Genomic DNA, 25,016 nt, shown 5'->3' on the forward strand with positions numbered 1-25,016 from the left:
CTCATTCTCCCTGGTTCGAGGCAAGTTCGTGGGCCGCGTGGCGACGAATCAGCTGGGTGAATTCATCCGCGGTGCGGTAAATAAGGGCGTTGGTGGGACAGGCATCGACGCAGGCCGGGATCTCCCGGCCGGGGCAGCGGTCGCAGCGGTAAGCCTTGTGGGTTTCGAGATGGCGATTGATAACGCCGAAAGGACAGACCATGACGCAGGTCCAGCAGCCGATGCATTTTTCCGCATCCGTGACAACCACTCCTTCCGGGGTGCGGCTGATGGCGCCGCTGATACAGGCATGCATGCAGGGCGCATCCTCGCAGTGGCGGCAGAGCACCGGCATGCTTTTGTCCGGGGCCACCCATTCGACAAAAAACCGGCGTCTGGGGGCAGGCTGTTCCAGCATCGCGCTGTACAGGGACTTGCCGGATGAATGTTCCACGGCGCAGGCTGTTTCGCAGCTGTGGCACCCCATGCAGCGGTCCGTTCTGACAAAAATTTCTTTTGGCTGGTTCATAAGAGATCCTCGCTCCAAGCTGATCTGTCAGGAAAGACCGAGCCCGGCACGCCGTTCATTAATGGCTGCCAGCAAACGGTCGGCCGCGGCTTCCGGGTCAAGTTCCACGATGAAATAGCCTCCGGTGAGATCCTTCAGCTTGTCAGTCAGGATTTTCGTCACCAGGGCGCTGCCCAGCACCGGCAGCATGACCCCCACGTGGGTGGGCAGACCGGCGGCTACCGCATAGGTGCCGATGGACACCGCCTTTTCGGAAACCGCTTCCGCGGCGGAGGCCACCACCGGCAGTTTGTCGGTGTCCACCCCGAGGTAGTCGGCCAGGGCCACGCACAGGGCCACGGCCCGGGAGTTGTCGACGCAGGAACCCATGTGCAGCACCGGCGGCAGGGGGCCATTGAGATTGTTGGCCTCGCCGATTGCGGTAAGCACCGCCGCCAGACCGGCGCCGCACAGTTCCCCGACATTGGCCGGATCCATGAAGCCGTGCCGCATCAGGGCGCCGGCGCCGCAGCCGGTGGCAAGCACCAGCACGTTTTCCTTGAGCAGTTTTTTGGCGATGTGCAGGAAATTTTTGTCCTGGGTGACCTTGACATTGTTGCAGCCGACAAAGAGACACACCCCGCGGATGTTGCCGGATTTGATGTTGTCCGCCAGCGGTTTGAGAGGATCCCGGGCGTCCACCTTGCGTAAGGCGCCGACAATGGTTTCCACGGAAAACCCGGCCACCACGGTGGAGCGGACATCCGGAATGTCGACCTGTCGGCCGTCCCGCCGCCGGAAGTGGTCAAGGGCGACATCAATGATTTCCGCCGCCTTTGCCGCGGCCCCCTCATCGGTGAAGGCGATATGGGTGGCGCCGCTGATCTTGGCAATGTCCATGGTGGTTATGACCGGTGTGCCGGTGCATTCGGCGACAGTGACGAGCGAGGGCATGATGCACTGGTAGTCGACAACCACCGCGTCAAGCGCGCCGGTCAACAGGGCCATTTCCTGGCTCACCGAATGGGTGCAGGACGGAATGCCGTGCCGCATCATCACCTCGTTGCCGGTGCAGCAGATGCCCACCAGATTGATGCCGGAGGCGCCCAGTTCCCTGGCCCGGGCCTGTTTTCCTTGCGCCACGCTGACGATCACTTCGGAAAGAATCGGGTTGTGCCCGTGCAAGGCGATGTTGACCGCATCGGCCTTCAGGACGCCCATGTTGGTGCTGGTCACCTGGGGGGCGGGAACGCCGAAGAGGATATCGGCGAGGTCGGTGGCCATGTAGCAGCCGGCCAGATCGGCCACCCCGCAGCGCAGACCGGCCAGCAGCAGGTTGACCGGATCGGCGTCAACCCCGTAGAGGGTGCGGTGCATGATCTCGGAGACCTCATGGTCAATGCCCTGCGGCACGATCCCCAGTCGGCTCAACACCTCCACCCGTCCGGTGGTGACCACGGTGGCCGCCCACATCACCGGTGTTTCTTTTTCATGGAAGTCGGCCAGGGCAGCCCGGGCCAGATCCAGGGCGATCTCATTGTTTTCACGGCCATCCACGGCAATACCCAGACGCCGGGCGACACTTTTTAGTTTTTCCGGCTCCTTGATCGAATAATCAGGGGCCTTGCCCAGCGCCATGTTTTTCAAGGTGTGGGCCAGATGCCTGGCATGACCGGCATGGGCCGCGGTGCCGGCGGCAATGGCCCGGTCCAGCCCACGGGCCACCATGACGTCGGCGTCGGCCCCGCAGATGCCTGTTTTCGGTCCCTCGCCAAAGGGGTCGATACGGCAGGGCCCCTGCAGGCAGTGGCGGCAGCAGAGGCCCGTGTCGCCGAAGCCGCACTGCGGGGTCATGGCCTGATAGCGGTCCCAGACCGTAATCACGCCGAGATCCCTGGCCTTGTCTATCATCTGCCGGACGGCAGGGTCCGAGCTGAGCATGTCACTGTCACTTGTTGCCGCCATGGTCTCCTCCGTGGTTAATTGTCCTCTTCTTCGTATTCATAGGGCATCATATCATTTGCCAGCTCGAGAAAAACACCAAGCGATTCGCATAAATTCTTAATGATCTGGCTGTATTGCAGTTTTTCTTCGACTTTTTTGGTCTTTGCCATGGCAGTGAAGGCGGATTCCAGTTCCTTGGCGATGCCGTTCATGATCTTTTCCGGGTCCATGTGTGCTCCTTTTTTTGTTATTTTATTTGTTATTGTGCCGGGTTGTTGTTGCTGTTCCGTTCTGTTTTTCTGGTTCATCTCCTGCGGGCGCAAAGCGGCGGCAAAGAAACTCTGCCGCGGGTGCATTGCTGCCGTCCTGTCTGATAAACCGTATTTCGTCGCCGTTGATCCTGCCGTGAAAGCTTTCCCGCATCTGCACCCATTTCCATGGTTCGCTGCTCGGCAGCCGCCAGTTGCAGGAAAAAGAAATTTCCTTGCCGTTGATCCTGCCGTCAACGACGGCGGCGGGTTTGTCGTGATTTTTGCATATCCCTGAATCTTCATGGCCGAGACAGGAGGGCACCAGGCGCCGGGCCGTTCCGTAGAGGATGTCCCGGTCGGCTTTCAGGGAAAAGATGTATTGAAAGTCGGCCTTGATGACGGGATCCGTGAGAAAGTCGGATCGCCAGTCGCCGCTGACATTTGCCTGATAAAAAGCGGGGATGACATGGATCAGTTTTTTGAGGGCGTCGGTGAAGCCGGCGAGGGCAATCACCACCAGCCCGACCATGATGAGAACGGCGGTGACGGGGTTGTTTTTCAGGCGCGAAGTCAGTCGGTCAACGAGGGTGGGTGAGTGTTCCAACATCTTCTCCTGTGTGCTGATGGGGGTGCGATCAGCCCACTGTCTGCTTGAAATGCCGGGAAATTCGCGGCAGCAGGATGGCCCGGCGAAATCCACCGGTTTCATGCACCTGCTATAACATGAACAAAAAAGCTCATGCAATCAAAAAAGAGACGCCGGGTTTCGGCCGGGTATCTCCTTGTTTCCAGCCGCGCAATTTTTTTGTTTGATTATTTTATCGGGCGGAAAAATGCCATTTTGTCAAATCTTGTGATAAGATTTGATACGCGCGCAATGATCACCGACGTCAGGCTCCGTTTCTTTCCGGCTGGGCCGCTGGTGACGCCTTCCATAATCCCTTTTGGGAATGTTCCGCAGGAGAAAGGTGGACATGAAATTTTTCATTTCCGGATCAATAAGCAAAAAACTGGCCTTGCTGGTCATGCTTTCGCTTTTGCCCGCCCTGGGTATCTTCCTTTATTCCGGGATGGAGCAGCGGCGTCATTCCATTGAAGGCGCCAAGCATGACGTCTTGCTGCTGGCCCACTCCATGGCGGAAGTTCAGAAGGGGATTGCCGGTTCCGCAAGGCAGCTTCTTTCCACCTTGTCCCAGATGCCGCCGGTGCAGGACATGGACTCCCGGGCCGGCAGCGAACTTTTCCGGTCAATGGTTGCGCAGAATGCCGATTATCTCGGCATTACCCTGACAGACACCGCCGGCAAGGTGGTGGCCTCGAACCGGCTTGCCGCCGGCATGGACATGTCGGATCGCAAACATATCCGTGACTCCCTGGCGACAAGGGGTTTTGTCGCGGGGGAATATTTCGTGGCAAGGGGCGGGGCGCAGGAACCATCTTTTTCGTTTTCCTCTCCGGTGCTTGATACGGAAAACCGGCTCATGGGGAGTTTGTCCGTGGTTATCGGGCTTGAGCGCTTTGCCGATTTCTTTGACGTGTCAAGTCTGCCGGCGAAATCATTTTTAGCCGTAACCGACCACCAGGGAATCAGGCTCTTTTACTACCCTCCGAAAAAGGACACCAATCCCCTCGGCAAACCGATTCTGACCCGGAACTGGGAGCTGGTTCGGCAGGAACGGGAGCCCGGCATATTCATCCAGCAGGCCTCGGACGGGATCCGCCGGATAATTGCCTATGAACAGGTTTCCCTGCAGCCGGGAGATGCCCCGTATATCTGGGTGTGGGCAGGAATCCCGGAATCCGCGGTGCTTGCGCCGGCCAATGCGGTTCTGCTCAGGAATCTGTTGCTTATGGCTCTGGTTATGGCGATCGTGCTTGCCGTTTCCTGGACGCTGGGCAGAAACACATTGATTTTCCCCATAAAACGCCTTGTGAACACGACGGAAAATTTTGCCATGGGAAATCTCGATGCCCGCAGCGGTCTGAGCGACAAAGGTGACGAACTTGGCGCCCTGGCCAGGGCCTTTGATGATATGGCCGATACACTGGCCGCAAGTCAGGCGCTGCTGCGTGAAAGGGAGGAACACCTGGAAGAGGCGCAACGCATTGCCCATATCGGCAGCTGGGAATGGTGCCCGGCAGCGGAGCGACCGACCTGTTCGAAGGAGCTGTGCCGTCTGCTGGGAGTCGATCCGCAGGAGCCGTTTCCCCTGCTGGGCGAGCTGGAAAAGATCTTGTCTCCCGACGACGCCGGGAAGGTGCGTGTTGCCATGGAAACGGCGATGAGCACGGGCGAGCCCTATGAGGTCGAATTGGAAAAAAAACAGGAGGACGGCACGAACAGATGGCTGCTGGCCCGGGGTGAAGTGCTGCGGGATGAAAAAGGTACTATTGCCGGACTTCGCGGAACCCTGCTTGATGTAACCGAACGACGGCTGGCCGAAAAAGAGCGGGAAAAGCTGCAGATTCAACTGAGCCAGGCGCAGAAGTTGGAATCCATCGGCCGACTGGCGGGAGGCGTGGCCCATGATTTCAACAACATGCTCGCCGTGATTCTCGGCCATGCCGAAATGATGCTGCTGAAGCTCTCCCCCGCCGATCCGCTCCATGCCGAGCTGCAGATGATCGCCAAGGCGGCCGGTCGTTCGGCGGATCTGACGAAACAACTGCTGGCCTTTGCCCGCAAGCAGATCGTCGAGCCGAAGGTTCTGGATCTTAATGAAACCGTGGAGGCCATCCTCAAGATGCTGCGCCGGCTGATCGGCGAGAACATTGAGCTCACCTGGCATCCTGCCGCGAATCCGTGGCCGATTAAAATTGACCCGTCCCAGGTCGATCAGGTTCTGGCGAACATCTGTGTCAATGCCAGGGATGCTATCGGTGAAACAGGCGGGATTATCATAGAAACGGAAAACGTCGTTATTGATCAGTCATTTTGTGAAATGCAACCGGATTGTGTTCCCGGAGAATACGTCATGCTCGCCGTGCGCGACAATGGATGCGGCATGGACCGCGAGACGCTGGACAATATCTTCGAGCCCTTCTTCACCACCAAGGAGTTTGGCAAGGGCACAGGCTTGGGCCTGGCCACGGCCTACGGTATCATCAGGCAAAACAAAGGATTTGTTCGAGTGGAAAGCGAGGTCGGCAAGGGAACGATGTTCCGGGTTTATCTGCCGCGCTTCGCCGGTGCGATGGTGCTGCCCGATATTTTGCCGATACCGGACGCACCCCGGGGAAAGGGGGAATCGGTGCTGCTGGTCGAAGACGAGCCCTCGGTGATGGAATTCTGCCGGCGACTGCTGACAAGTCTCGGCTACACCGTGCTGAGCGCGGCGACACCCGGGGATGCCATGCGACTGGCTGCGGAACATGCGGACTCCATTCACCTGCTGATCACCGATGTCATCATGCCGGAAATGAACGGGCAGGACCTGGCCAAACGGCTGCAGGCCCTTGTTCCTGGTATGAAATGTCTGTTCATGTCCGGCTACACCGCCGACTTCATCGCCCACCAGGGTGTTCTCGACGAAGGCGTCCGGTTTATCCAGAAGCCTTTCACCACAAATGAATTGGCCCAGCAGGTTCGTCACGCACTGGATTAAAAGTCAGACAAAATTCCCGAAATCAGATCCGGTCTTGGGAAACAAGAGACTGTTTTTTTAACGCCTTTTTCTTTCTTTAATACATACCCCGTTGATATGTGACCAAATTTGGTTTTAATATAGTCTCACACCCTTTACATGGAGGCGACTCATGAGATTATCTGACCAAATTAAGCCAATCAGCTATTTGAAGGCACATGCGGCTGAGATCATACGAAATTTTGATGATAATGGGGATCCGCTTATCATTACCCAAAACGGAGAAGCGAAGGTCATTATCCAGGGGATCAAGAGTTACGAGGAAACCCAGGAAACCATGGCTTTGCTTAAGATTCTTGCCCTTGGGAGTCGTCAGATTGAAGAAGGCAAAGTCGTTTCCGCAACTGAAGCAATAAACCGTCTTCGTGAAAAAAAGGAATCGATCTCGTGAGTTTCACAGTTCTGCTCACTGAAGACGCTGCCGCTGACCTTAAAGACGTTTACACATACATATCAGAACACGACTCGGCAAACAATGCGGAGCATGTGCTTGATGAGTTCGAGAAAAAATTTGTCAGCTTGAGCGAATTGCCGGAGCGGGGAGTGTACCCAAAAGAACTTCTGGCTTTGGGAATTCGTGATTATCGGGAGATTTTCTTTAAGCCTTATCGCATCATCTGTCGGATTGTCAAAGCAAATGTCTCTATCTACCTCATTGCTGATGGTCGCCGTGATATGCAAACGCTCCTCCAGCGCAGGTTGCTGGGGGGGCTGTAAAGAGGTCGTCAATCCCAGACAATTTCACATCCCGGTGGGATTGGGTTTCAAAAGATTTCCACCGGCGGTTGCAAGTTTGGTCAGTCAAATAATGAAAACTTGAGATTACATGATTCCGAAGCCGATGTGTATCAAGAAATAGCAGTATGGGGATTCTCGAAAGAGTATAAAACACTGGACGTCTAACAATTTCCCACCATCAGAAAAGTCAACCTGTCCTTTTCATGAAAAGTGAGGATAATTCCAAGCAGAGGAGTCAATTGGGGACGTCCATAGTGCGGCCGGGCAAGGTTGCATATTCCAGCGGGTGCGAAGTCCGCTCCGGAAGGGCGAGCCACCCACCGGGTAGCGAGTCCTTTGGACTGTGGCGGGGGTAACCCCGGCGGTAGAGGAGAGGTGGCCCGGCAAAGAGGTTGCCGTTCATGTCGTAAACATAGCGGGCGTTAAATAAATCCGTCCCCTTTGTTCTTCCTTTATTCCCTTTGTTCCGTCCCTTTGTTCCGTCCCTTTGTTCCTGTCCCCTTTGTTCCTATTAAAAAAAAAGGACTTTGTTGTCCCCCAAACTGAGAGTTTCATATAAAAGTTAAAGGTGTTATCCGATCAAAATGTACCGCCGCTTCAAGTACTTTAGGCTCTTTTCTCGAAGCGCAATTCCGGTGTCAAAGTAAAATCCGCCGGGATCAGGTTGCCTGACCTTATGGAAGTTTTTCCAAGGCTTTTTTTAATGGGCAGCCGCTGGGCGTCTCAAGGCCTTCTCTATATGCCTGAAGCAATTCGACTGACCGGCTTGCCAGCATTCTTCTGATTTCCCTGCGTTTTCCTTTTATCCTGGGAATCCTCATGGACTCATACGCCGTTGTTTGATGCCTCATCCAGGCTGTCACCGCTTTTTCCGCGCGCTCCGCAACAGGGATCATGGCCGTTCGGGCCACCGTTCCGCTGCCGACCGGGGTCGCATGAAGGGTAATCGCCGCGGCCATCTTCTTTTCCAAATCGCGGTATCGCGGGGCAAAGGCGAGGAAGGCGCGAACTTGCCGGCAAAAATCCATTTCGTATTCGGCCTGTTTTTTTTCCCTGCGCAGGCGTCCGCTTTCAAGTTTCTTTTTGTACGTTTCCGTGGAGCGAAGGGCCGCAACCTCGTGCCTGGCCGCCGCAATCGTTGTCGCCGGCGCCCAGATGCCCATGGAAATGATGCGCCGCCCCATTTTGCGGTGTACTCGTCGGAAAAGGCCTTTGGCCGTGACTTTTTTCGTGACGGCGGCATCGCCGGCCGGAAGGAACTCCCATCCTTCGGGGACAGGCAATGTTTCGGCCGTTTCATCGCTGACGGCAGCGGGTACCCCCGGTTGTACGCTGTTATTTTTCTGTTTCATATTCCGTTTCTTTTTTGTTTTTTTCCTCGCGTTGATCCCGGAAGAAATAGGTCATCAGATTGAAGGTGGCCCCGGCAATGGGCTTGATGTGGCTGACCCGGAAAATAAGGTCACGGCTGCGGACGCTTTCCACCTCGCGCACTTCATGGAATTTTTTGAGGAGTCGGCCGGCCGTGATCAGGCGGAGAAGGCCGGAAAGAACGAAGATAACCACCAGTGAATGGGGCAGGGTGACCGGGCCGATTTTTACTGCTTCCGGCAGGTGCCCGGCGGTAAAGCCGCCGGCCAGGGAGCCGAGCAGGACACAGACGCTGTTGATAACCCCGCGATATGCCACGCAACGGGCCCGTTTCGGGGGGGAACAGGCATCATAGATGAAATTGGCCGAGGCCAGATTGAAGCCGGCCCAGACAAAACCCGCCAGGATCTGAATGGCGCAGAGGTAAATGAGATTGCTGGAAAAAAGCCAGCAGATGGGCGCAATGCCTATCCCCCAGCTGCAGATGTTGAGGATCTTCTTGTTGCCGAAACGGTCGCTGATATCGCCCCAGTAACGAAAGGTGAGGAACTGGCACATGGTGGCCACGGCGGAAACCGAGGTGAACTGCAGGTAGCTCAGTTTGAGATCCCGCAGCATGTACAGGGCGAAATAAGGCGAGGCGAAAGAAACGCAGAAGTTCATAACGGCAAAAAAGAAGACGAATTTGGCGAAATTGGATTTCGGCGCGCGTTGCAGAAACTGCCAGAAGGAAAAGGCGTGTTCCGGTTCCATGCGGTGGGGCGGATCGTTGTAATGGCGTATCCAGCGGGCTGAATTGATCCGGGCCGCCATGGCCGTCAGGAAAATAAGCAGGAAACCGACGGCGGCCCAGCCGGAATTTTTGAAAAGATGGAGAATGCCTCCCGCGGCCAGCAGACTGAGAAAGCTGCTCAGGCCGGTGAGACGATTGCGCTGGCCGAAAAAACGACCGCGGATGGAAATGGGCACCAGATCCCCCACCAGGCTGCTCCACACGGGATAGATGAAACCTGATGCCACGTGGTTCATGGTTGTCAGGCAGATGAGCATGGTCACCAGCACGGGCGCGGGCAGGGGCAGAAAGGGCAGAAGGGCCATGGGCAGCCAGAGCGCGGCCTGGATTGAAACCCAAAGGAAAATGGCCTTTCTCCGGCTGTGGAAACGGTCCATGGTCAGGGCGCTGATCCACTGGGCGGCGGCTTCGAAAACCAGGGGGAGGGTGGCCAGCAGGCCGATCTGCAGGGTTGATGCCTGCAGGAAGATGCCGAAGGGACCGATGTAGGTTTCACCCGCGCCGAGCATAACGGCATGGGAAACGCCGTCACGCATCGGGGCTTTGGGCATGTCCCGATCCGTTGTGACGGTTTTTTGTTCAGCGGGGGAGGGGGCTGCTGCGGTGCTGTTCATTGGGGACCCTTGCTCGTGGCGGCATGAATAATCTGCCCATTGTGTGCCCGGAAAGCCTTTTTGATTCGCAAAATCATCCTTGTATTCGCGAGGTGGGCGCAATGTTTCCCGAGCAAATCGGGACATTTATTCTGGGCATCGGAACACCTGCTTTATCAATGCAAGTCAGGCGGATATTGAAATCATGAAATTTAAGCTGTATCATTAAATTCTCCGGACGTGAGCATATACTTGCCATTGTCTCGATAACATAGCACAACCTCTTGTTTTTTCGTAGTGAGAATAAATTTTCACAGGGAGTTTTGTATGGAGTTTTTTGGGGGAAATCGCTTTCCGGTTCAGCATGCCGGAATCTTGGACGAGCCGCATGTCGCATCCCGCATCGCCGGATCGGCATGGAAAGCTCCGGCCGCCCCTTGAGCCAAAGGGGAGGCTCCAGTGGCATGAGGCAAAAAAGAATATTTTCAATCAGGAGGTGACCTTGTCATGGGATATGTGGAAGCGGTTTGTACCAGTGAAAAAAAAGGTGTTGTCAAGCGCCGGCGGGCAGAAGTAACACTGCAGGCCGATTGGGGGATTGAAAACGATGCCCATGCCGGCAAATGGCACCGCCAGGTGTCCCTGCTGGCCGGCGAGAGCATCGATGCGGTGAAGAAGCGGCTGCCGACCCTGAAAAACGGCGCCTTTGCGGAAAATATCATCACTCGCGGCATCAACCTCGCCGCCTTGAAAATCGGTGATCGCCTGCAGATCGGCGACAGTGTGATTGTTGAAATCACCCAGATCGGCAAAGAGTGTCATAACAGCGGCTGCGCCATCAAAAAGCTCACCGGTGATTGCATCATGCCCCGTGAAGGACTTTTCAGCAGGGTGATCACGGGCGGGACAATCAAAGCGTCAGACCCCATCGTGCCCTTGGAATAGGGCCTGCCCTGTCCTCCTTGTTTTCAGAGGGAACCTTATGCTCGAACACAAGAAACAATTGTCCTTTCTCGACCGCTTTCTCACCCTGTGGATCTTCCTCGCCATGTTCATCGGCGTTATGGGCGGCTATTTCTTTCCGGGGACAAAGGATGTCATCAATTCCTTTCAGGTCGGCACCACCAACATTCCCATTGCCGTCGGCCTCATCCTGATGATGTATCCGCCGCTCGCCAAGGTGCGTTACGAGAAATTGCATGAAGTCTTCCGCAACGTCAAGGTGCTCGCCCTTTCCCTGGTGCAGAACTGGATCATCGGCCCGGTGCTGATGTTCGGGCTGGCCGTGGCCTTTCTTTCCGGACACAACGAATACATGGTGGGGCTGATTCTCATCGGTCTGGCCCGCTGCATCGCCATGGTCATTGTCTGGAACGACCTGGCCGAGGGCGACACCGAGTATTGTGCCGGCCTGGTGGCCTTCAATTCGATTTTTCAGGTGCTGTTTTTTTCGGTGTACGCCTGGTTCTTTATTACCGTTGTGCCGGGCCGGCTGGGGATGGAGGGCGCGGTGGTCGACATCTCCATGGGGCAGATCGCTGAATCGGTGTTTATCTATCTCGGTATTCCCTTCATCGCCGGCATGCTCACCCGCTTCATCGGCCTGAGGATCAAGGGCGAGGCGTGGTACCAGGAAAAACTCATTCCCCGACTCAGCCCGCTGACCCTTCTCTTCCTGCTTTTCACCATCATGGTCATGTTTTCCCTGAAAGGCGAGTATATCGTCCAGCTGCCCCTTGACGTGGTGCGCATTGCCATTCCGCTTTCGATCTATTTTCTCGTCATGTTCCTGGTTTCATTTTTCATGTCAAAAAAGGTCGGCGCCACCTATGAACAGGCCACCACTCTTTCCTTCACCGCCGCCTCCAACAACTTTGAACTGGCCATTGCCGTGGCCATCGCCGTGTTCGGCATTGATTCCGGCCAGGCCTTTGCCGCGGTGATCGGTCCCCTGGTCGAGGTGCCGGTGCTGATTGCCCTGGTCAATGTCGCCTTTTGGCTCAAGAAAAAATATTTTCCGTTTGCCAAGGAGACGCCAAGAGGCGTCTGTCATGTCGCTTGCGAACCATGAGCAGCTGAAAAAAGAAAACATTTTCTTTCGCAATCGCTGAGGGAGGCTAAAATGGCTGCGTCGGATCTTCGGTCGAAAAAGAGAAAGCGAAAAACGTCTCTCCCCCTGTCACCAGAGGACAATGACCTTTTTGCCGTCCTGCATCGCGGCCCGCACCTTTTCCATATGGCGCAGGGCGGCAATCTCTCTTTCTATATCGCTGAGGCGCACGGCAAGGGTTTCGGCAAGGCCGGCAGGGGAGATGCCGCCGCTTTGCCTGATCTGCCGGAGAATTTGCGCCTGGAGTCCCGAGTGTTCAGTGGTCTCGCCGATATCCCTGGACATGGTGGCGCTGCGCACGGCCCAGGGGTCGCATGTTTTGGCGGGTGACAAGGCATCCATGTAACAGTCTTCGCAGAGAAGCTGCCCGTGCCAGTTTCTTTCTTCTCCGTCGGGGATTTCCTCCCGGCAGTTTTCTCGTGCGCACTTCATGAGCCGTTTTCCTCCTTTATCTGTTTTCTGGCGGTCAAGAGAAAGACGGGATAGGAACGTTTTCTTCCCTGCCCGTCTTCCTTGGTGATGATGTGGGCGGCGGTAACAGCTGTTTCGGAAAAGCCGCACTCCGTTGCCAGCCGGGCGAGTTTCTGCGGGTCGAAGCCGAGATGTTCCACCCCGGCCATGTCGCCATGGAATGAGCCGTCTTCTTCGGCCAGGTCGGCGATGGCGATAGAGCCGCCCGGGTGCAGCAGGCTGTAGCAGGCACTGAGAATGGCGGCGGTATCCTTGATGTGATGCAGGGTCATGCTGCTGTAGATGAGATGAAATTTTCCGCTGCCGAGACGGGAAAGATCACCGCTCGGATCAAGCAGCAGAGGCGTCGTGTTCTCCACCCCCAGGTCGGATATCTTTTCCTTGAGCACGTCAAGCATGCCGGACGAGGTGTCGGCGGCAACGATGCTGTTGAGGTCATGGCACAGGGAAATGGTCACAAGCCCGGTGCCGCAGCCGATCTCCAGGGCATCCATGGTGCGCTTGAGCGGCACGGCCTGGCCGATGGCCCGGACGACCTGTCCGGCAAGCTGCAAACGCAGAGTTTTGTTGTCCCAGTTTGCCGCGGCCTTGTCAAAAAGTTCTTTGGTCACGTTGTCTCCTTTGCTGAAATTTTTCATACCGTTACCTGCTGGGACAAACATAGCCATTCTTTTGCCGCGGCACAAGTCCATAAAAAAACCACCCTGTTCCGGGGAACAGGGTGGTCACATGAAAAAAAGAAGCGATGAAATGAAAAAAGTGTCCAGGCGGATTGTTCCGCCCGGACCGGGGAAGATGAAAAAAATTACCGACAGGCTTTGTTTTTGACGCAACCCGGATCGGCGCAGTCAGTCAGGCTGTCGCCGTCGTTGTCGAAACCATCCGAGCAGGTCTTTAACAGACCTTCCGGTCCGCAGACGGAGATGCCGGCGCAATCGGGATCAGCGCAATCAGCCAGGCTGTCGCCGTCGTTATCCATGCCGTCGGTGCAGAGGGTTTCCGGTTCGGCCGGAGGAGGAGTTGACCCGTCGTCGACAACCGGGGTGTAGCGGATGGTGAAATTGCCCGGGGTTGGCCAGTTGGTCGTGTCACCCACGGAGATCCAGAAGTTGAGACCCAGGTTGGCCAGATCTTCTATGTAATCCATGTAGTAGGGTGAAGGGTTGCCGGAGGCGACTGCTTCGGTGATGCTGGTGTAAACGCCGTTCGGGTCAAGGTCGGCCAGATCGATCAGATTCGGGGTGCCGTCGGAGGGATAGGGGATGCCGTTGGCGTCGAGTCCGGCTTCTGCCCTGTAAGTAGCCCAGACGCCGTTGCAGGTCAGCCCGGTGATGTCGTCGCCGCTGTGGGTGCCGGATTTGGTGATATCAGCGGCGTCGGCGCAGTTGGCCATCAGGACGTTGTCGGTGTTGATGTCGCCGTCGTTGTCCCAGAAAATGCCGATGGGTACGGCGGAGCTGTTCAACCACTGGCCGAAGATGCCGGAGTAGGTGGCGGTGATGCCGTCACTGGTGATGGTGTCTTCGGTGGCGATCATGCCGAAACCCATGCGCTCGGTCGGGTTGAAATAACCGGTTTCCTCATGGTACTGGTCAGCCGGCCCGGCCAGACCCTGGGCGAAATAGGCGGAAAAGATATCGGGCATGGTCTGGTAGGTGGTGACCGGCGCTGTCCAGACATTGCCGCTCAAGTCGGAGAAGCCCAGGCCGTCGGCGGAGGTGGAAGGAACAAACACACCGTTCACGGTAAAACCCAGTTCGATGGTGAAGCCGCCCCAGCGGGCGTCGGTGCCGTTGGTCAGTTTCTGCAGGCTTCTGTAAACATTCATCATGCCGTCGCTGACATTGAAGGAGACGTCAACCGGGCCGTTGGCGGTGTTTTTTACCTTGAAGCGTTTGCTGGACTGGAGCGGGTCGCTGCACTGTTTGTCGGTCATGTCGTATGGGTTGTAGCCGGTGGTCATCAGGCAGTTGGTTCCATCAACATCGTCGCCGTTGACGACTTTCAGGCCGGGGGCCTGGACATCGGTTTCCTTCCAGGAGATGACGCCGTTGCTTGTCGTTTTGCTCGCATCGGTAAAGATGGTGCTGTAATAGGTGACATATTCAGTATAGGGGCCGGGGGCAGTAACAACGTTGGTGGTATCCCAGCCGCTGATGACACCGGCATTGACGGTGGCGGCCGCGGCAAACGTGCCCATGACGGTGAAAAGAAGTGCGGCTGATTTTTTCAAAACCTTTTTCATTTTTTCCTCCTGATGGAATGAATGTCATTTCGTATGGTTCAATAATGATTGATCGGAAATTGCGCAATTTCTTTCAATTCACAAGCTGCAGGCCACTAAAGCAGGAAAAATGCCCTACTTTGTGGATGCGACAAAATGCCGCACCTACAAAGTAGGTATCATTTTGAAATGATTCGGAAAGTTAATTTTGCCACCGCGTGGCACAGGGGAAGTGTCCATCTGTCTCCGACCAGAAACTGGTTAATCAATTGGGTAATGGTGCCCAGAATCTGATCTTTTCCCTGGATGATGGCAACGGGGGGGGGAGGTAACTGCTTGGTGGTGCTATACATTGTGGTGGTCCACTGTTGGGTGTGATTGCCCAACAGTGGGGAGTTTCGATGATGCGGCGCCGGTGGTGGGAAGAAACGGTGGTCGTGACTTATTTGGACTCATTTTCGGCAGCTTTGCGCTGCTGGAGCAGATCATCGGCAATGTCCCGGCCCCGGACCTTGTCAAGGGCCAGTTCCAGCATGACGCCTTTGTCGATATAACCATTGGCCGGGTCTTTGTAGAGGTGGTCCATCGTGATGATCACATCGATCAGCATGTCTTTGCCGAGTCGTCTGTCCGCAAAGATCATGGACGCCATTTTGAAGGCCTTTTCCTTGTCCGCCTCGGTTGCGGTGGGCATGAACTGTTTGGTGGCGTTCATCACCCCCATGGTATAACCGGCCTGGTAGCCTTCCATATACTGGGTTTTTTCCGGGATGGGGGCCTTGGTCCACTGCTCGCCGAAGTTGAATTTTTCCTCGGCGCCGGCAGTGGAGACGCTCAGCAGCAAAAGGACAAGGCACGACAGATACAATGTTTTCATAGGGCTCCTTGGGGGATGCAAGAGTGAAAAAGTATGAATCCTGATTTCTTTTCAATTTATAGCACATCTTATCCGGGGACGCCAATGAAGCTTGATTGGGCCGCAGACGCATTTTCCTTTCTTCCTCCTTGACGGGTACCATGGGATGCAGTAGAGAAAAATGAGGCGCGGTTCAGATTTTCCAGTTATTGCTGAAATCACGGTGATGTGCCGATCATCCCCTGATGAAGAACGGGTATGCGGGAAAAAAACGCGCGTAAGATAATAAGTGACGGATTCAATCAAACAGGAGTGCAGCATGAGCAGTTTGCCGGAATGTCCTCAATGCGGTTCGCAATACACATATGAAGAAGGAACATTGTTTATCTGCCCGGAATGCGGGCATGAATGGGCAAAAGATGCAAAGGCGGACGACAGTGGTGACAAGCGAGTCGTGCGTGACGCCCACGGCAATGTCCTGCGGGACGGTGATACCGTGACCGTGATCAAGGGCCTGAAGGTAAAGGGCTCTTCCTCGGCGCTTAAAGTCGGCACCAAGGTGAAGAACATCCGTCTGATCGGCGGCGATCATGAAATTGACTGCAGGATTGATGGATTCGGCGCAATGCAGCTGAAGTCGGAATTCGTCAAGAAGGCATAGGGGGAAGGCGCCGATTTGAACGGCAACCTGGATTTTGCCGCCGGGGAAAATGTGCAACCTTGAAAGGGAGGCTGGAATGGACAAAAAGAGAATCTATGTAAGCGACGTGCATATGGGGGCGGCAAAGCGCCCTGGTTGCGACTATGACTATAATTGGCTCGGTCGGGCGGCGGCCGAGAACTTCGCGCACTTTCTCGATTATCTCAATACCCAGGATGATGTCGGGGAGATCGTCCTTCTCGGTGATACCCTGGATAATTGGGTCTGTCCGATCGACCTGGTGCCCCCGACCTTTGATGAAATCCTTGCCCACAATCAAACGATCGTCTGCAGCCTGAATGCCCTTGCCGGGAAAAAGAAAGTTGTCTGTATGCCGGGCAACCACGATATGCAGGTGTCGGAGGAGGTGCTTAAAAAGCATGTCCCGCAACTGATCTATGGCGGCAGCGCTTACAATAAAAGCAGCTACCGGACGGGCCGTTTGCTGGCGGAGCACGGCAGTTCGTACGCGATGTTTAACGCCCCGGATCCGATTAACGATCCCCGGAGCCGGTTGCCGCTCGGCTACTTTATTTCGCGCGTGGCCGCGACCAAAGCCGCGCGAACAGGAAATGCGAAACGACACTTCTGGACTTTTATCGACGACATGCTTGAACTGCTCGGCCCGCAAAAACTTCCCCAGTCGGTTTTTGAAGCTGTTTTGGAAGAGGCAAACATCAGAGACGACGCAAAGATCATTCTCGGCACCGAGGACCAAACGCCCGAAGGGACACTGATCACCATAACCGTTCAAGCCGTAAAGGAAAGATATGCCGACCTCTACCGGCAATGGGAGTCGCATTACGGCAAGGGGCTGGCCTTTAAGGCGGTCATGGCGGAAATAGGATATCTCGGCGACCTTGCTGATTATCTCAGCAAAAAAGGGGACACCAATATCATCATATTCGGCCATTCGCACGATAGTGAACTGGACAAGGATTCCTGGTTCGTCGATGACCGGATCTATGCCAACTGCGGGGCATGGTGCGATGAAAAGAAACCGTGTTCCTTCATCGAAACGCAAAAAGATGAAACAGGCCGGGAATATCACGTCAGATTGATGAAATGGGAGAAAAACAGCGTGAAAATGATCAAGCAGGAGTGCGTCGAGATATAACGACTTGCAGCGGCGGGCCTGCATGCCGCAATCCCGGCCTGCGAACGTTGTTTTTTTCTTTTGCTTTTTTTGCCGCAATCAGCCAAGGCGGCCGGCATTTCCGCTTGCAGCGGATTTGCCCAGGTAATAGCGGTAGTCGCCTTCGTAGATTCGCATCTCGCCGTGGTCGATTTCAAAAACCCGGGTGACCAGGGAGCGGAGAAAGTGGCGGTCATGGCTGACCAGCACCACGGTGCCGCTGTATTTCGTCAGCGCCTGAAGCAGGGTTTCCCGGGACTGGATGTCGAGATGGTTGGTGGGCTCGTCCAGGATGAGCAGGTTGTGGGGCCGGGCCAGCAGGGTGGCCAGCACCACCCGGCTCTTTTCGCCGCCGGAAAGATGACTGATGCGCTTGTCGACGTCCTCGCCCTGGAAAAGAAAAGCGGCGCAGAGGTTGCGGATGACGCCGATGGTGGCCTGGGGGATGGCGTCCTGCACCGTTTCAAAGACGGTGCGGGCCGGATCGAGCAGTTCCATGGAGTGCTGGCTGAAGTAGCCGATGCCGACATTGGCCCCCACCCTGACCGTGCCGGATGATGGGTCGGTCCGGCCGGCCAGCACCTTGAGAAAGGTCGATTTTCCCGCGCCGTTCACCCCCACCACCGCGATCTTTTCCCGCCGGCGGATCATGCCGGAAATGCCGCCGAAGACTGATTTTCTTCCGCCGTCCGGCAGCTCCCAGAACTTGCTCAGGTTGTCCAGGCAGAGAACATCGTCACCGCTGCGCGGCGGTTCGGCAAATTCAAAGGAAATCACCCTTTGTTCCGGGGGCAGTTCGATGCGTTCGATCTTGTCGATTTTTTTTACCCGGGACTGCACCTGGGCGGAGTGCGAGGGCCGGGCGGCAAAGCGGGCGATGAACTCCTCCTCCTTGGCCAGCATCTCCTGTTGCCTGCGGTAGCTGGCCAGCAGCTGTTCGCGGCGGATTTCCCGTTCCTGCAGGTAAAAGTCATAGTTGCCGCCGTAGGTGGTCACCGTGCGGTTGGCCACCTCGATGATGCGGGAGACGATGCGGTTCATGAAATCCCGGTCATGGCTGGTCATCAGCACGGCGCCCTTGAATTCAGTGGTCAGCCATTCCTCCAGCCAGATGATGGATTCGACATCAAGGTGGTTGGTGGGTTCGTCAAGCAGCAGGAAATCGGGATTAATGGTCAGGATCTTGGCCAGTTCGATGCGCATCTTCCAACCGCCGGAAAAGGATTCCACCGGCCGGTGGAAGTCGTCCGGACCGATGCCGAGTCCGGTGAGCACCGCCTGGCTGCGAACATCGAGATCGTAACCGCCCCGGTGCTCGAACTGCTCCACCGCATTGCCGTACCGTTCGAGCAGGGCCGTCATTTCGTCGTCCGACATGGGGAGGCTCATCGCGGCCTCCATTTGCCGCATCTCTTCCCCGAGCCGCACCACTTCGCTTGAAGCGGACATGACTTCCTCCAGGGCGGAACAGCCGGCCATCTCGCCGACATCCTGGGAAAAATAACCGATGACGATGTTTTTGGGACAGGAAACGTCTCCCTTGTCAGGCTCCTCTTCGCCGGTGATGAGGCGGAAAATGGTACTCTTGCCGGCGCCGTTGGGGCCGACCAGCCCGGTGCGGGTGCCGGGCGGAATCTGCAGGCCGGCCCCCTGGAAAAGGATTTGCGAGCCGTGCTGCTTGCTGATATTGGTCAGGGAAATCATGAGAAAACGCTCCGTTAAAAAAGGGCGGAAGGTAGCATAAGGACGAAGGCGAGCGCAAGCTTATTTTGGTTGAGGGCGGCTGCCCTGGGATTTCCGGGGGAAATCATTGGAAAAAGGGGGCGTGATTCGAGGTGAAAAGGGGCGGATCGCGCCGCAGGATGGCACTGATGGCCGGATGGCGCTTGAATTCCTGGTCGAGAAAACGGCGTACCTCCTTGCGGTGCCAGCCAAGAGGGTGGTCGAAATCGCTGTAGAGGGAAAGGTCGCCTTCATAGAAATCGCTCACCGAGAGTGCCGCGGCATCGGGGCCGGCAACCGGCATATTGAAGACCGCCAGGTTGAGGAAGCTGATGGCCTCATGGTGTTTGACGGTGAAATCAAGGGTGCGCCGGGCTGCGGCGAGGTTTTCCGACGGGGTGCCGAAAAGGAGATAGATGTAGGTGGCGATGCCCGCGGCCTTGAGCGCGTCAAGCGTTCCGGCAACCAGCGGCAGGTCGATGCCCTTGTCCATGGCGTCGAGCACCCCCTGATCTCCTGATTCGAGGCCGAGTTTCAGCATCCGGCAGCCGGAGCGGCGCAGCTGCCGGCAGAAGTCGAGGTTGCCGAGCTGCGGGCTGACCCGGGCAAAACCATACCATGGAACCCCGGGTGGATTCTCGCTCAGGGCCGTCAGCAGGCCCGGGCTGACCGCATTGTCGAGCAGGTGAAGCAGGCTGGGACGGATTTCTTTTGTCAAACGGTTGATGTCGTGGAGCACCTGCGTGGTCGGCAGGGGCAGATATGGATTGTGTTCCGCCTTTTCCGGACAAAAGGAACATTTGTTCCAGTAGCAGCCGGATGATGCGGCATAGGGCAGAATGATGCCCGGCGCAAGATAATCATGCAGGGGCAAGGCGCTGTAGTCCGGGGCGGCGCAGGGGGAGTCGGCGTTTGCGCCGAGCAGGGCGAGCAGCGGACCTTCGCCCGGCCCGGCCACCAGATGATCCGCCAGTCCGCCAAAGGGATTTTGCCAGCCCGGCTTGCTGAGCCAGGAGGTGACAAGCCCGCCGCCGAGCACGGTACTGATTCCGGGAAAACGCTGACGGACAAAGCCGAGCATGGCAAAGGCGGGAAGTGCCTGGCTCAGGTAATTGAGCGAAATGCCGACAAACGCGGGCTGTTCTGTTTCCACCAGACGGGTGATACGTTCGGCAAAGAAGGGGTAAAAGATGTTTCTTTCCGGCTGGGCCGCGGCCTGAAGCAGATCATTACTTTTCAAGGGCGACAGCGTTTCATCCTGATAGTTGACCAGGGAAAGGGACAGCCTGGGAGCGCCTGCCAGGGTCAGCACCCGATTGATATCGGTTACCGCCCGGCTGTAGCGGTCGAAATTGCCATACGGCTCCGGGGTGCGCAGGGCGGCAAGGTTGTGCCGCAGATTGCGGCAGGCGCGGCGGCTCCAGGTGTCGTCCGCGGCAGGGGGATCGGCAAGAAGGAAAAGAAGTCCCTCCAGGCTTGCATCAAGAGTGGTGCAGGTGATCTTTCGCCCGCGCAGGGCCCCGGCCAGACGGGCAATGCCTGCCGGCGGCTCGCAGGGTTTGGCGATGGGCGGATTGATGAGCAGTATCATGGAAGCGATTGCCGGAAAGAGTTGGTGGACACTTGGGAAAAGGGTCACTGTAAACCGTGATCCGTGAACCGTCAACGGCTCATGTGTCAAGGGCCTCATTTATCAGTTGAAGTTGCAGGGGGATCGTGGGATAGTAGGGGCTTCGTCAGGAGTCGGGAGTCAATCAACTATTCATTTTATCAGCGAAGCAGATCACCTTGGCACGAAAAAAGAAAAAATCCGGGAAGACCCCGGCTGGAAAAAACAAAAAAAGCGGCGCCATGTTCAAAAAAGCAGTGGGATTTTTCCTGTTATTTGTCTTTGTCGGCTTGTTCCTTTATGTGGGCCATCTGGACACGGTGGTGCGCCAGAAGTTTGCCGGAAAGCGCTGGTCCCTGCCGGCAGTGGTGTATGCCCGGCCCTTGGAGCTTTTTGCCGGACGCGCCATGACGCCCGGCATGCTGGAGGAGGAATTGCTGCTTGCCGGTTACCGGGCTGAAACGGAGGTGAAAGGCGCCGGAGGATTCCATCGGCAGGGCAATACCATCCGACTGGTCAGCCGTGATTTTCACTTTGCCGACGGCCTGGAAAAAACGGCCCGGATTACCGTGACTTTCAGCAACAATGCGGTTCGCGACATACACGACACGGGCAGCGGCGCCGTTCTTTCCCTGGTTCGCCTCGATCCGGCCCGCATCGGCAGTTTTCATCCCCTGGAGCACGAGGATCGCGTGCTGCTGACCCGCAAGGAACTGCCTGATCTGCTGGTCAAAACACTGGTGGCGGTGGAGGACAGGAATTTTTATTCCCACATGGGCGTGGACCTGCTGGCCATTCTCCGGGCCGCCTTTGCCAATGTCCGTGCCGGGGAAACGGTGCAGGGCGGCAGCACCCTGACCCAGCAGCTGGTCAAGAATTTTTTTCTGAACAATGAGCGGACCCTGCGTCGCAAGCTGAACGAGGCGGTCATGGCGATTCTGCTTGAGTCCCATTACAGCAAGGATGAGATTCTTGCCGCCTATGTCAATGAGGTTTTTCTCGGCCAGGACGGCGGGCGGGCCGTGCATGGTTTCGGGCTGGCGGCCCAGTTCTATTTTCGCCGTGATCTGGGGGATCTCCCCGCCGAGCAGATCGCGGTGCTGGTCGGCATGGTGAAAGGGCCGTCCTATTATGACCCCCGCCGTCATCCCGACCGCTGCCGGCAACGGCGCGATATGGTGCTTTCGGTCATGCGGGAGCGCGACATTCTTTCCGAGGAGCAATTCATTCGGGCCGGGAATGCGCCGTTGACCGGCGTGGACAAGGTGATGAGCGGTTTCAACCGTTTTCCCGCCTTTCTTGATCTGGTACGCCGGCAGCTCACCCGTGATTATCAAGAGCGGGATCTCACCAGCGACGGGCTGAAGATATTCACCACCCTCGATCCCCAGGTGCAGAAACAGGTGGAAAAAAGCCTGGCGGAAACCGTGGCCGAGCTGGAAAAGAAGACGGGCCGCAAGGGGTTGGAAGGAGCGGTGGTGGTTGCCGGCCGGGAAAACGGCGAGATCCAGGCCATTGCCGGCGGGCGGAAACCGCTGGATTACGGTTTTAACCGCGCCCTTGACGCCAGCCGTCCGGTGGGTTCGCTGATAAAGCCCGTTGTTTTTCTCACCGCCTTGATGAACGGCTCTACCCTGGCAAGTCCGCTTGCCGATACCGGGCTCACCCTGGCAAATCCCGGGGGCGGTAAATGGACCCCGGCCAATTATGACCGCAAGGAGCACGGCACGGTGCCGCTGGTCGAGGCCCTGGCCTTTTCCTATAATCTGGCCACGGTGAAAACCGGAATGGCGGTCGGGGTGAAAAAGGTGATTGACACGGCAAAAAAACTGGGCGCGGAGGGCGATTTCCCGGCCTATCCCTCTTTTCTTCTCGGCGCCGGGCAGATGACCCCGCTGGCCGTGGCCGGGATGTACCAGACCCTGGCGGCCGGCGGATTTCACGTACCCCAGCGGGCCATCAGCAGCGTGCTTTCCGCGGATAACAAGGTGGTGCAGAGCTACGGCCTTTCAGTGGAACAGCGGGTAGATCCGCTGCCGGTTTTTCTGGTCAACAGCGGCATGCAGCGGGTGGTGAGCGACGGCACCGCCGCCTCTCTTTCCCGCTATCTTCCCCCGGCCCTTGCCGCGGCGGGCAAGACCGGCACATCCGATGATCTGAAAGACAGCTGGTTTGCCGGCTTCACCGGTGACCGGCTGGCGGTGGTCTGGCTCGGCACGGATGATAACAAGCCGACCGGACTCACCGGTTCGGGAGGTGCCATGGTGGTCTGGGGAAAAATAATGGGGGGGCTGAATCCGCAACCCCTTGATCTTGCCGCTCCTGACGGTATCGAATGGGCCCGGGTGGGAGGCGCCGACTATTCGCCGTCCAGCCGGTACCGGGACAGAAGCGTCACCCTGCCTTTTGCACCGGGCACCGCCCCCCGGGGAACGCTTGCCGCGGCGCCGTCATCTTCTCCCGCCCCGCGAAACAACAACCGGGGCAGCGGCGTGCTTGAGCGGCTGCGCAAATGGCTGCCGTGGTGAAAAAAACTTTTTTTCCTGTATATCGAGGATATTTGCATGATCATCGCTGATAAATTCCCCCGTATCGCGTCCGGCCTTTATTGGCTTTTGCTGTCGGCTTTCGTCCTTTTCACCAACGGTTGCGCGGTTAAATTCCCCGAAACAGGCAGGGTTCCGGAGCCGCAAGTTCACAAAGAGGTGGAGAAAATTGAGAGGGGCCCGGCGGCGGGACTCTTGGCCGAGGCGGACAGCGCCCTGCGGGCGGGCGATTTCAACCGGGCCGAGCTCAATATGGAACGGGCCTTGCGGGTTGAACCGCGCAACGCCCGGGTCTGGCATACCATGGCCCAGGTGCGTTACGGCCAGCGGAACTACGGCCAGGCCATCCAGCTTTGTCTCAAGTCAAACAGCCTGGCCGGCGAAAACCGGGCACTCAAGAAACGAAACTGGAGCCTGATGGAACAGGCCTACGGCGGCATGGGCGACAGCGCCGGGGCGAGTGAGGCGCGGCGCAGGGTGCAGTCCGGAAGTTATTAGCAAACGATCATATCCAGTGATGCTTTTTGCTTTACTTCCATTTTGTCGGTATGATAGGACATAAGAACATTTCAGCAGAAACATTTCTTTTTTTCGTTATCTTTCGTTTTTAATCATGACAGACAAAAAAGACACCACCATACTGGTCGGCTCGCCGTTCATTGCCTGCAACGCCATCTGCGCCAAGATGAAGGAAAAAGGCCTTCCTTACACCTCCGTCTGGTTGCAGATCGGCCATTTCATCAAAAATATTGAGCACTCGACCTGTTTGTCCACGGAACAGAAAGAGATGGTGCAGGAGGCCTTTGATGAGTATCTGAAGCTGATTCCGGGCAAGCGGGATGCGGAGGTGGAGCGGCTCGGCCGCGATTTCCTGGCCGAGGTGGACAAGCTGAAAAGAAGCGGCGTGGCCAAGGTGTTGAAGGAGGAACAGGATTTTATCCGCGAACTTCTTGATTCCATCGGTAAAAATATCAACCAGCTGGCCGGTATCATCAATGGCGCCGACACCTGCGGCATGATTGAAAGCCTGAAGGCCGACACCCTGAAGGTTATCCGGGAAGTCAAAAACAGGCAGGAGATCCTGCAGGCGGTGAAAAAAGGCTTTGATGAGCTGCACGGCACGGTGAAAAAGGCCCAGGAGAAAATGGAACTTTCCATGGAAAGCCTGCTGGTGCTGGAGTCAAACGCCCTGATCGACAAGCTGACCGGCATCTTCAACCGTCGTTTCTTTGACCAGGAATTGCCCAAGGTGGTCCAGACCTTTCTCGACCATGACGGCAAGGTGCCCTTTTCCCTGCTGCTGATTGATATCGACCACTTCAAGGAGGTCAATGACACGCATGGTCATTTCATCGGCGACCGGGCCCTGCAGAAGGTGGCGGCCATCATTCAGAACAATTGCCGGGCCGGCATTGATTCGCCCATCAGACTGGGCGGCGATGAATTTGCCCTTTTTCTCATCGGCACCAACCGCGACAATGCGTTGAAAAAGGCCGAAATCATCCGGGGGGAGATTTGCAAAAAACCTCTCTGCTTCAACCTGCGGCAAACCGACGGTCCGCCCCGGGAGATATCTTTCACCATCCGCGCCAGCATCGGCGTCTGCGAACTCGATATCGGCTGGAAGGATGTGCCGGCCGACACTTTGAACTCCAAATCCATCTTTTGCGATCCTGCCAATGAAAACCCCATGTATAAACTGACCTGCATGCTTTCCGAGTCCGCTGATCAGGCCCTCTATGTGGCCAAGGAAACCGGTCGCGACCAGGTGCGGGCATTTTTCCGGGGAGGCGAGTTTTCGCGAGGATAACGGTATGGCGGC

22 protein-coding genes are annotated in these 25,016 nt (G+C 56.7%); 10 read left to right on the forward strand and 12 right to left on the reverse strand.

Features of this window, described 5'->3' with window-relative positions; all coding sequences use genetic code 11:
• Position 1 precedes the first annotated feature (1 nt).
• The 4 genes from BM485_13950 to BM485_13965 are packed head-to-tail and all read right to left on the reverse strand — an operon-like array spanning position 2 to position 3,391.
• The gene (locus BM485_13950; protein ID OKY74362.1) at positions 2-508 is read right to left on the reverse strand and encodes a 4Fe-4S ferredoxin; all 507 of its coding nucleotides are present in this window, start codon (positions 506-508) and stop codon (positions 2-4) included.
• 27 nt (positions 509-535) lie between these two features.
• Positions 536-2,452, reverse strand: a complete 1,917-nt coding sequence (locus tag BM485_13955) for a carbon-monoxide dehydrogenase catalytic subunit (protein OKY74363.1) — start codon at positions 2,450-2,452, stop codon at positions 536-538.
• A gap of 14 nt (positions 2,453-2,466) precedes the next feature.
• The gene (locus BM485_13960; protein OKY74364.1) at positions 2,467-2,661 is read right to left on the reverse strand and encodes a hypothetical protein; all 195 of its coding nucleotides are present in this window, start codon (positions 2,659-2,661) and stop codon (positions 2,467-2,469) included.
• 22 nt (positions 2,662-2,683) lie between these two features.
• A complete protein-coding gene (locus tag BM485_13965; GenBank protein OKY74365.1) occupies positions 2,684-3,391 on the reverse strand; it encodes a hypothetical protein in 708 nt (235 codons plus the stop codon).
• Between the two features lie 265 nt (positions 3,392-3,656).
• On the opposite strand from BM485_13965, the gene BM485_13970 reads away from it, so the two are divergent.
• The 3 genes from BM485_13970 to BM485_13980 all read left to right on the forward strand — a co-directional run bounded on the left by BM485_13970 (position 3,657) and on the right by BM485_13980 (position 7,043).
• Positions 3,657-6,287, forward strand: a complete 2,631-nt coding sequence (locus BM485_13970; GenBank protein OKY74366.1) for a hypothetical protein — start codon at positions 3,657-3,659, stop codon at positions 6,285-6,287.
• A gap of 151 nt (positions 6,288-6,438) precedes the next feature.
• On the forward strand, positions 6,439-6,717 hold the full coding sequence (locus tag BM485_13975) for an antitoxin, Phd family protein (protein ID OKY74367.1): 279 nt from the start codon (positions 6,439-6,441) through the stop codon (positions 6,715-6,717).
• Complete coding sequence (locus tag BM485_13980) at positions 6,714-7,043, forward strand: plasmid stabilization protein (protein OKY74368.1); 330 nt, start codon at positions 6,714-6,716, stop codon at positions 7,041-7,043. Before BM485_13975 ends, BM485_13980 begins: the two co-directional genes overlap by 4 nt.
• 695 nt (positions 7,044-7,738) lie before the next feature.
• On the opposite strand, the gene BM485_13985 is transcribed toward BM485_13980, so the two are convergent.
• Together BM485_13985 and BM485_13990 are read right to left on the reverse strand one after the other, a co-directional pair.
• Entirely contained in the window at positions 7,739-8,416 is a 678-nt protein-coding gene (locus BM485_13985) for a hypothetical protein (GenBank protein ID OKY74369.1), read from the reverse strand.
• Positions 8,400-9,842, reverse strand: coding sequence for a hypothetical protein (locus tag BM485_13990; protein OKY74370.1), 1,443 nt, complete (start codon positions 9,840-9,842; stop codon positions 8,400-8,402). Before BM485_13990 ends, BM485_13985 begins: the two co-directional genes overlap by 17 nt.
• A 486-nt stretch (positions 9,843-10,328) precedes the next feature.
• Here BM485_13990 and BM485_13995 point away from each other — a divergent pair, with 486 nt between their 5' ends.
• Together BM485_13995 and BM485_14000 are read left to right on the forward strand one after the other, a co-directional pair.
• A complete protein-coding gene (locus BM485_13995) occupies positions 10,329-10,766 on the forward strand; it encodes an MOSC domain-containing protein (protein ID OKY74371.1) in 438 nt (145 codons plus the stop codon).
• 37 nt (positions 10,767-10,803) lie between these two features.
• On the forward strand, positions 10,804-11,892 hold the full coding sequence (locus BM485_14000; protein OKY74372.1) for an arsenical-resistance protein: 1,089 nt from the start codon (positions 10,804-10,806) through the stop codon (positions 11,890-11,892).
• Positions 11,893-12,000: 108 nt separating this feature from the next.
• Here the strand turns inward: BM485_14000 and BM485_14005 are convergent, their stop codons facing one another.
• The 4 genes from BM485_14005 to BM485_14020 all read right to left on the reverse strand — a co-directional run bounded on the left by BM485_14005 (position 12,001) and on the right by BM485_14020 (position 15,503).
• A complete protein-coding gene (locus tag BM485_14005) occupies positions 12,001-12,363 on the reverse strand; it encodes a hypothetical protein (GenBank protein ID OKY74373.1) in 363 nt (120 codons plus the stop codon).
• Positions 12,360-13,040 carry a hypothetical protein gene (locus tag BM485_14010; GenBank protein ID OKY74374.1) on the reverse strand — a complete coding sequence of 227 codons (681 nt, stop codon included), beginning with the start codon at positions 13,038-13,040 and terminating at the stop codon, positions 12,360-12,362. Before BM485_14010 ends, BM485_14005 begins: the two co-directional genes overlap by 4 nt.
• Positions 13,041-13,207: 167 nt before the next feature.
• Complete coding sequence (locus tag BM485_14015) at positions 13,208-14,647, reverse strand: hypothetical protein (GenBank protein OKY74375.1); 1,440 nt, start codon at positions 14,645-14,647, stop codon at positions 13,208-13,210.
• A gap of 421 nt (positions 14,648-15,068) precedes the next feature.
• A complete protein-coding gene (locus BM485_14020; protein OKY74376.1) occupies positions 15,069-15,503 on the reverse strand; it encodes a hypothetical protein in 435 nt (144 codons plus the stop codon).
• Between the two features lie 298 nt (positions 15,504-15,801).
• Between BM485_14020 and BM485_14025 the strand changes: the two genes are divergently transcribed.
• Both BM485_14025 and BM485_14030 read left to right on the forward strand, forming a co-directional pair.
• Positions 15,802-16,143, forward strand: coding sequence for an alkylphosphonate utilization protein (locus tag BM485_14025; GenBank protein OKY74377.1), 342 nt, complete (start codon positions 15,802-15,804; stop codon positions 16,141-16,143).
• Between the two features lie 76 nt (positions 16,144-16,219).
• Positions 16,220-17,299: a hypothetical protein gene (locus BM485_14030; protein ID OKY74378.1), complete on the forward strand. Its 1,080-nt coding sequence runs from the start codon at positions 16,220-16,222 to the stop codon at positions 17,297-17,299.
• Between the two features lie 78 nt (positions 17,300-17,377).
• On the opposite strand, the gene BM485_14035 is transcribed toward BM485_14030, so the two are convergent.
• Positions 17,378-19,021 carry a glycosyl transferase family 1 gene (locus BM485_14035; protein ID OKY74379.1) on the reverse strand — a complete coding sequence of 548 codons (1,644 nt, stop codon included), beginning with the start codon at positions 19,019-19,021 and terminating at the stop codon, positions 17,378-17,380.
• Positions 19,022-19,124: 103 nt separating this feature from the next.
• Positions 19,125-20,627 (reverse strand): radical SAM protein, encoded by a 1,503-nt coding sequence (locus tag BM485_14040; protein OKY74418.1) that lies wholly within the window; start codon positions 20,625-20,627, stop codon positions 19,125-19,127.
• Positions 20,628-20,827: 200 nt separating this feature from the next.
• On the opposite strand from BM485_14040, the gene BM485_14045 reads away from it, so the two are divergent.
• From BM485_14045 to BM485_14055, 3 genes are all read left to right on the forward strand, one after another.
• Positions 20,828-23,176: a penicillin-binding protein 1B gene (locus BM485_14045; protein OKY74380.1), complete on the forward strand. Its 2,349-nt coding sequence runs from the start codon at positions 20,828-20,830 to the stop codon at positions 23,174-23,176.
• A gap of 36 nt (positions 23,177-23,212) precedes the next feature.
• A complete protein-coding gene (locus BM485_14050) occupies positions 23,213-23,692 on the forward strand; it encodes a hypothetical protein (protein OKY74381.1) in 480 nt (159 codons plus the stop codon).
• Between the two features lie 115 nt (positions 23,693-23,807).
• A complete protein-coding gene (locus BM485_14055; protein ID OKY74382.1) occupies positions 23,808-25,004 on the forward strand; it encodes a hypothetical protein in 1,197 nt (398 codons plus the stop codon).
• Positions 25,005-25,016 lie beyond the last annotated feature (12 nt).

This window comes from Desulfobulbaceae bacterium DB1 (assembly GCA_001914235.1).
GTDB lineage: Bacteria > Desulfobacterota > Desulfobulbia > Desulfobulbales > SURF-16 > DB1.